At 62.1% G+C, this 5,655-nt stretch carries 6 protein-coding genes, 3 pseudogenes and 1 riboswitch; all 9 genes and pseudogenes read left to right on the forward strand.

Annotated features, from left to right (window positions below; genetic code table 11):
• Positions 1–216, forward strand: a pseudogene (locus B7Y43_RS19540) (ATP-binding protein); the annotation flags it as partial.
• Between the two features lie 236 nt (positions 217–452).
• Positions 453–1,115, forward strand: a complete 663-nt coding sequence (locus B7Y43_RS19545) for a hypothetical protein (RefSeq protein ID WP_374133349.1) — start codon at positions 453–455, stop codon at positions 1,113–1,115.
• Positions 1,112–1,339 (forward strand): hypothetical protein, encoded by a 228-nt coding sequence (locus B7Y43_RS19550; protein WP_374133350.1) that lies wholly within the window; start codon positions 1,112–1,114, stop codon positions 1,337–1,339. Before B7Y43_RS19545 ends, B7Y43_RS19550 begins: the two co-directional genes overlap by 4 nt.
• A 234-nt stretch (positions 1,340–1,573) precedes the next feature.
• Positions 1,574–1,930 (forward strand): annotated as a pseudogene (locus B7Y43_RS19555) (copper resistance protein B); the annotation flags it as partial.
• Between the two features lie 39 nt (positions 1,931–1,969).
• Positions 1,970–2,416: a DUF305 domain-containing protein gene (locus B7Y43_RS19560; RefSeq protein WP_209612895.1), complete on the forward strand. Its 447-nt coding sequence runs from the start codon at positions 1,970–1,972 to the stop codon at positions 2,414–2,416.
• Positions 2,417–2,475: 59 nt separating this feature from the next.
• Positions 2,476–2,919: a DUF411 domain-containing protein gene (locus tag B7Y43_RS19565; protein WP_209612894.1), complete on the forward strand. Its 444-nt coding sequence runs from the start codon at positions 2,476–2,478 to the stop codon at positions 2,917–2,919.
• 531 nt (positions 2,920–3,450) lie between these two features.
• Complete coding sequence (locus B7Y43_RS19570; RefSeq protein WP_055843150.1) at positions 3,451–4,536, forward strand: sulfite oxidase; 1,086 nt, start codon at positions 3,451–3,453, stop codon at positions 4,534–4,536.
• Positions 4,536–4,976: a YidH family protein gene (locus tag B7Y43_RS19575; protein ID WP_051916165.1), complete on the forward strand. Its 441-nt coding sequence runs from the start codon at positions 4,536–4,538 to the stop codon at positions 4,974–4,976. The genes B7Y43_RS19570 and B7Y43_RS19575 overlap by 1 nt, the downstream gene beginning before the upstream one ends.
• Before the next feature lie 240 nt (positions 4,977–5,216).
• A riboswitch (Fluoride riboswitch) is annotated at positions 5,217–5,293 on the forward strand.
• A gap of 23 nt (positions 5,294–5,316) precedes the next feature.
• Positions 5,317–5,655 (forward strand): annotated as a pseudogene (locus B7Y43_RS19580) (voltage-gated chloride channel protein); the annotation flags it as partial.

Raw genomic sequence — 5,655 nt, forward strand, 5'->3', positions numbered from 1 at the left:
GGCATGGCGGATCTGGGGGAGGGGCCCTTTGGATCGACCGCCATCGCCGAGCATATAGGTCGGAAGTCGTCGAGCTTTGGCCCCGTGCGTGCGTCACTGATTGCAAAGGGCATGATTTACACGCCGGGTTACGGCGAAACAGCGTTCACCGTGCCGATGTTCGGGGCGTTCATGCGGCGGGCGATGCCCACCGGGATGGATGCTATCGATTCATAGCCGCCGGTCGGTCTCGAACCTTCGCCACTGGGACAGAAATTTCTTGGCGAAATGGGTGCGGAGCAGAAGGGCGGCATTTCGGTAATATGGGTGGATAGCTGCCTTTCCGCTTTCGGGCGCACGCATGGCGTGAGCGGCCCTTTGTTCAGGCAAAGCTGATTGGCAGCTTCACGCCCTGAATTCGGTCGTTCGGCTAGGATGATTGGCCGATCCGTGACTCGTGTTAATAGTGCCTTATGACCGATGCCAATGACCAGCCTAAGCCAAGGCCAGACAATGTTGATCCCCGCATCCGGTGCTTCGAACGTCCTGCTGATGATGAAGCCTTCGAAAGATCCGTCGCGGCGATAATGGCCAAATTGCAGGAAAAATCCCGCAGGACGTTTGTCAGCGAGCACAACGTGCTGCGGATGAACCATGGCAGCAACTGGGTGCATTCGGCACGCGATCCGGAACCCGACACGTCGATGCACACCATTTCGGCGGAATGGACGATCCCGTTCAAGGACATTGCCGAGAACGACCTCGGCCTGATCGGTCGAACGATACTCCCCATCAGCGAGGAGATGGAAAAGCAGTTCGCGCAGAATATGTACGGTGTGGTCGGGGCGGCGGCGCAGAAGGTCGGCAACGTCGTGGACGCAAAAACTACAGGATCATTCGGTCACTCGATGCTGGAGATGTTCCGCAAGCTCGAACTTGGGGTAGATCGCGACGGAAACGTCAGCATGCCTCAGATGCACGTCGGCCCAGACCTCTACGCACGGCTGCCAGAAGAGATGAGCAAGGTGCCGCTCGAGATCAATGCCGAGATTGAGCGGGTCAAGGCGGAGAAAATCCAAGATGCGCTCGACCGCGAAGCCGAACGCAAGGCGAAGTTCAAGCGGGCCGCCGCGTGAGCGGAAGAGCCCTGCTCGCGATCGGGTGCAACGCCTATGATCATCTCGATCCGCTGACCTGCGCGGAAGCCGATGCCGATGCCCTCTTCAGGTTGCTGATCGAGCCGAGCATAGGCGATTACGATGTGGTGCGGTCGCGCTTGCTCCTGTCGCCAACTCTGCAGGATGTACGGGGGGCGCTCGCGACTATGCTTTTTTCGATGGCGAGGCGCTGGATGCGCTGACCATCACCTTCGCCGGCCACGGCGCTGTGAGCAGCGGCAGCTTTTACATGGCGATGCAGGACTCGCGCGTCCATGCTCTATCCGCCACCGCGCTGTCGCTCGCCGACCTATTCCGGATAATCGCCGAGGCCTCGCCGAAGCAGACCTATCTGGTCATCGACGCGTGCGAGTCCGGCGGTCTGATCTCGGACTTGAACGTGATACTCAAATCGGAGGTAATGGGCGAACAGCATCGAAGGGCTCGCACCCTATTGGTTCGAGACCGAGGCGGCTGTCTTTCTCTCCAACAAGGGCGAACTGCTCGGCAGGATCGAGGGCTATAATGACCAGCGCATCACGCAGCGCCTCGTCCTGCAGCCCCGTGTTGAATTGAATCTGTCCGCGCAGGACGTTCCGGAGACCCGGATTGGCGCGGGTATCTCGAATGCCGAATTCGGGTTGCGGCTGCGCTACGAGATCGACCGGCAGTTCGCGCCCTATATCGGTATCTCCTATGACCGAAGGCTGGGGCGGACCGCTGACTTCGCCCGGATGGACGGCGACAGCGTCCAGGCCACCAGCTTCGTGGTCGGCCTGCGGACCTGGTTCTGAGATGCTGCCTTGGCGCCCGAGCGAAGAAGGAGAGAAGCCATGATGAAAAACGCTTATGCGAGCCTCGCTGTGCAGACGATCGTCGGCGGCGCGGTCATGTATCTCGTCATGTTCGTCATGATCGACGGGCTGGGCAGCTTCTACAATAACCTGAATATGTTCTACATGACCCTGATGATGGTCGCGCCGATGGTGGTGCTGATGATCGTCGCCATGCGCCACATGTTTCCCTCCAAAGGTCTCAACGCCGCGCTGCTCGCGGGATCGATTGCGATATTCCTCGGCTCGTTCGCGCTGATCCGCACCCAGACCACTGTTGGGGACACGCAGTTCCTGCGGTCGATGATCCCGCATCATTCGGGCGCGATCCTGATGTGCCGGGAAGCGTCGCTCAGCGATCCGGAAGTGAAGGCGTTGTGCGACGGGATCATCCGGTCCCAGCGCCAGGAGATCGATCAGATGAAGGCGATCCTCGCCCGAAAATAGCCTCGCAGGAGTATCGCTGTCGGTCGGCAGCGCGCCTACATGAAATCGAAGGAGCTATCATGATCAGCGTCCGTACACTCGCCGCCGCCTTGGCACTTGCCTTTCCCGTCGCAGCGATGGCGGCGACCCCGATTGTAGTTCACCGTGATCCTGGCTGCGGTTGCTGTGAGAAATGGGCGGCGCAGGTGCGCGCGCAGTTTGGCCGGCAGGTGCAGATCGTCGACGATGCCGGCCGGGCGAAATTCAGCCGTCGTGCCGGCGTGCCCGCGGAGCTGGCTTCCTGTCATACCGCCGCCATCGACGGGATGACGTTTGAGGGCCATGTTCCGATCTCCGACATGAAGCGCGTGCTTGCCCAGCATCCCAAGGGCGTCACCGGCCTCGCCGTTGCGGGGATGCCGATGGGATCGCCGGGCATGGAGATGCCAGGGATGAAGGGCCAGCCTTACGATGTCATCGCCTTTGGCCCCGGAGGGCGCCGCGTCTTTGCGCACCACGGTTGATCGCACGCCATCCGCGCTTCGCTGATTCTGAAGCCGTCGGTGATGGGTGTTGGTCTCGTTTCGCCGTCCGTGTCAGAACGGCTTGCGCCCGCTATAGAGCGAGATCGAGCCGGTGGGCGTCTGGACGACGCGAACTTCGGCGACATTCTCGAAACCGGCGTCTGCGATGAGCTCCGGCAGGATGCCCATTGCGGGGTCGGTACATAGAACGGACCCAGATATACGCTAAGCGCCGACAGGTCTGCTTGGGTGTCCGAAAACACCCGTTTGTCGCGCATCTGCGATGGCGACAGGGTTTTCCGTCATCCCTAGTACCTAGCGACGACTTTTGGGACAAAGCCGTCGTAGCAAGTCCAGCCACATCGCGACGATCTACGGGAAAGGCTGTCTGGCGCTCGGCGCCTTCGCGCGACGGCATAGTGATCGCTCCACCGCCGTCTAGAAAGGGATAAGCTATCGAAAGAGTCTGGGTGACATCGCCTAGCAAAACGATCGATTTCGCTATTGATTTCATCATGGTAGGCCGCTTGCATGACCGCATCCGATCGCGCCGAACAGAATCTGATCCTCCGCTGTCCGGAGCCGCTCAATGCGGAAACGCCCCCGGATAAACTGATCACGTCCTTCCTGACGCCGCAGGCGAACTTCTACATCCGCAGCCACGGACCTACGCCGGAACTGGCCGACGATCATCGTATAGCGCTGGACGGCTTAGTCGACCGCCCGCGCTCCTACACGGTTGCCGAACTTCAAACGGCATTTGCGACCCGGACAGTGACCGCGACCATGCAGTGCGCCGGCAATCGTCGGGCACATCTTCAAGACGTGGAAAAGACTTCGGGCGATCCCTGGGACGTGGGCGCGATCGGCAATGCGGCGTGGACCGGCGTCGCACTGTGCGACGTGCTCGCCGCAGCCGGCATCCAGGACGGCGCGTCGTTCGTCGGCACTACGGGGGCCGACAACGTGGATGTCGATGGTGAGACAGCACCGTTCGGTGCCTCGATCTCGATCGCCAAGGCGCTAGAGCCCGACGTGCTGATCGTCTGGGCCATGAATGGCGAGGCGCTGGCCCCCGAACATGGCGCACCGCTGCGGCTCGTCGTGCCGGGTTATGCGGGCGTTCGTAGCGCCAAGTGGCTGACGCGCATCGAGGTGCGCGATCGCCCGTCCGATGCACCGATCCAGGCCAAGGACTACAAGCTCTTTCCGGCATCGGTAGCGAAGGAGGACGCGGACTGGGATCGGGGTCTGACTATCGAGGAGATGCCGCTCAATGCTGCGATCTGCGCGCCGGTGGACGGCGCGCATGTCAGCGCCGGCGCGTGCGAAATCGCGGGTTATGCGGTCGCCTTCGGCCGAGCGGTCTCGCGCGTCGAGGTCTCCGTCAATGGCGGCACCGACTGGCTGCAGGCGGAACTGACTGCAAAACCCGATGCGCCTTGGAGCTGGACGCAGTGGCACGTCACGGTCGATCTGTCTCCCGGACTCCACGTCCTGATCGTGCGCGCCGTTGACGGTGCCGGGCAGATGCAGCCCGAACGGCCCGAGGCGATCTGGAACTTCGCCGGCTATCTCTCGACTGCCTGGCATCGCATCGCCGTTACCGCTGGCTGATGGACGCGCCGCACGACGCCGATCGGGCCCATGCGAAGCTGGCGGAGAGCGCGAGCAAGCTGAAGGACAGCGCAGTCCAGCAGGTGGACAGCGCCGACCGTCGCACAGAGCTTGCCGCGGACCGCACAATCCTCGCCGGCGAACGCACCTATGCTGCCTGGGTACGTACCGGACTGGCGGCGCTCGCTTCCGGTATCGGCGCGCGCGCGCTGCTCAAGGACGTCGTGTTCCCGTGGCTGGCGACGGCGACCGGGACCATGCTGATCTTGTTCAGCGCCTTTTGCTTCGCCGCTGCGGTGTGGCGAGAGATGGGCGCAGGCGCCCCGCCGCCACGACCGGACATCAAGCGCCTGCCAGCGACGTTGCTCCTAGTGATGAACGGGTTTCTCATGCTCGTGTCACTGGCCGCGCTCGTCGGCATCTGGACGGCACGCTCGTAGCAGCCATCCCTAGGTTTGCTGCGAGCCGATCAGACCCCGCAGCGCATCCGCGGCTTTCGTGCGGTATCACCCCCTTGTGACGAAGCCCAAAAACGAAGTGGGCCAAAGCCGATCGGTCCCGCATGCAGCGTACCCGGGGTCGGTACATAATAACGGGCTTAGATAGACGCTGCCGACTGCCCGGTCCGAGCATTTGCCCGACCAACATGCCCATTGACGGTTGGGGCAAACGTCTCATAGATCGACTTTGGCAATGGATTTCTGCCGGGCAATTTGGCCGAACCGCTCTGATAAGAGCTGATGATTCCTACTTGGCGCCTTCAGGCAGCAAGGAGGAATTGTGCGCGCTACCTTTCGCAATCTCGTCGGCACGCTGAACGTCGCGGCATTCATGCGCGATCGTCACGACCATGCGATCTCTGTCCTGCGCTGGGCGCTGATCTTGCTGCCCATGGCGGCACTCGTCGGGACGCTATGTGCGGCGTTCCTGCTGAGTCTCGATACCGTTACGCGACTGCGGTTTGCGTCGCCTTGGCTGCTCTATCTGCTGCCGGTGGGCGGGTTCGTTGTCGGATTACTGTACCATCTCACCGGGCGCTCGGTGGAGGGCGGCAACAACCTGATCGTGGAGCAGATCCACGAGCCTGGTGGCGGGGTGCCTCTGCGGATGGCGCCGCTC

Source organism: Sphingomonas sp. 28-62-20 (genome assembly GCF_002281505.1).

Excerpts from the sequence above, each read along its gene's own strand:
- B7Y43_RS19545 (WP_374133349.1), top strand. The coding sequence starts at position 453 with ATGACCGATGCCAATGACCAGCCTAAGCCAAGGCCAGACAATGTTGAT.
- B7Y43_RS19560 (WP_209612895.1), top strand. The coding sequence starts at position 1,970 with ATGATGAAAAACGCTTATGCGAGCCTCGCTGTGCAGACGATCGTCGGC.
- B7Y43_RS19565 (WP_209612894.1), top strand. The coding sequence starts at position 2,476 with ATGATCAGCGTCCGTACACTCGCCGCCGCCTTGGCACTTGCCTTTCCC.
- B7Y43_RS19570 (WP_055843150.1), top strand. The coding sequence starts at position 3,451 with ATGACCGCATCCGATCGCGCCGAACAGAATCTGATCCTCCGCTGTCCG.
- B7Y43_RS19575 (WP_051916165.1), top strand. The coding sequence starts at position 4,536 with ATGGACGCGCCGCACGACGCCGATCGGGCCCATGCGAAGCTGGCGGAG.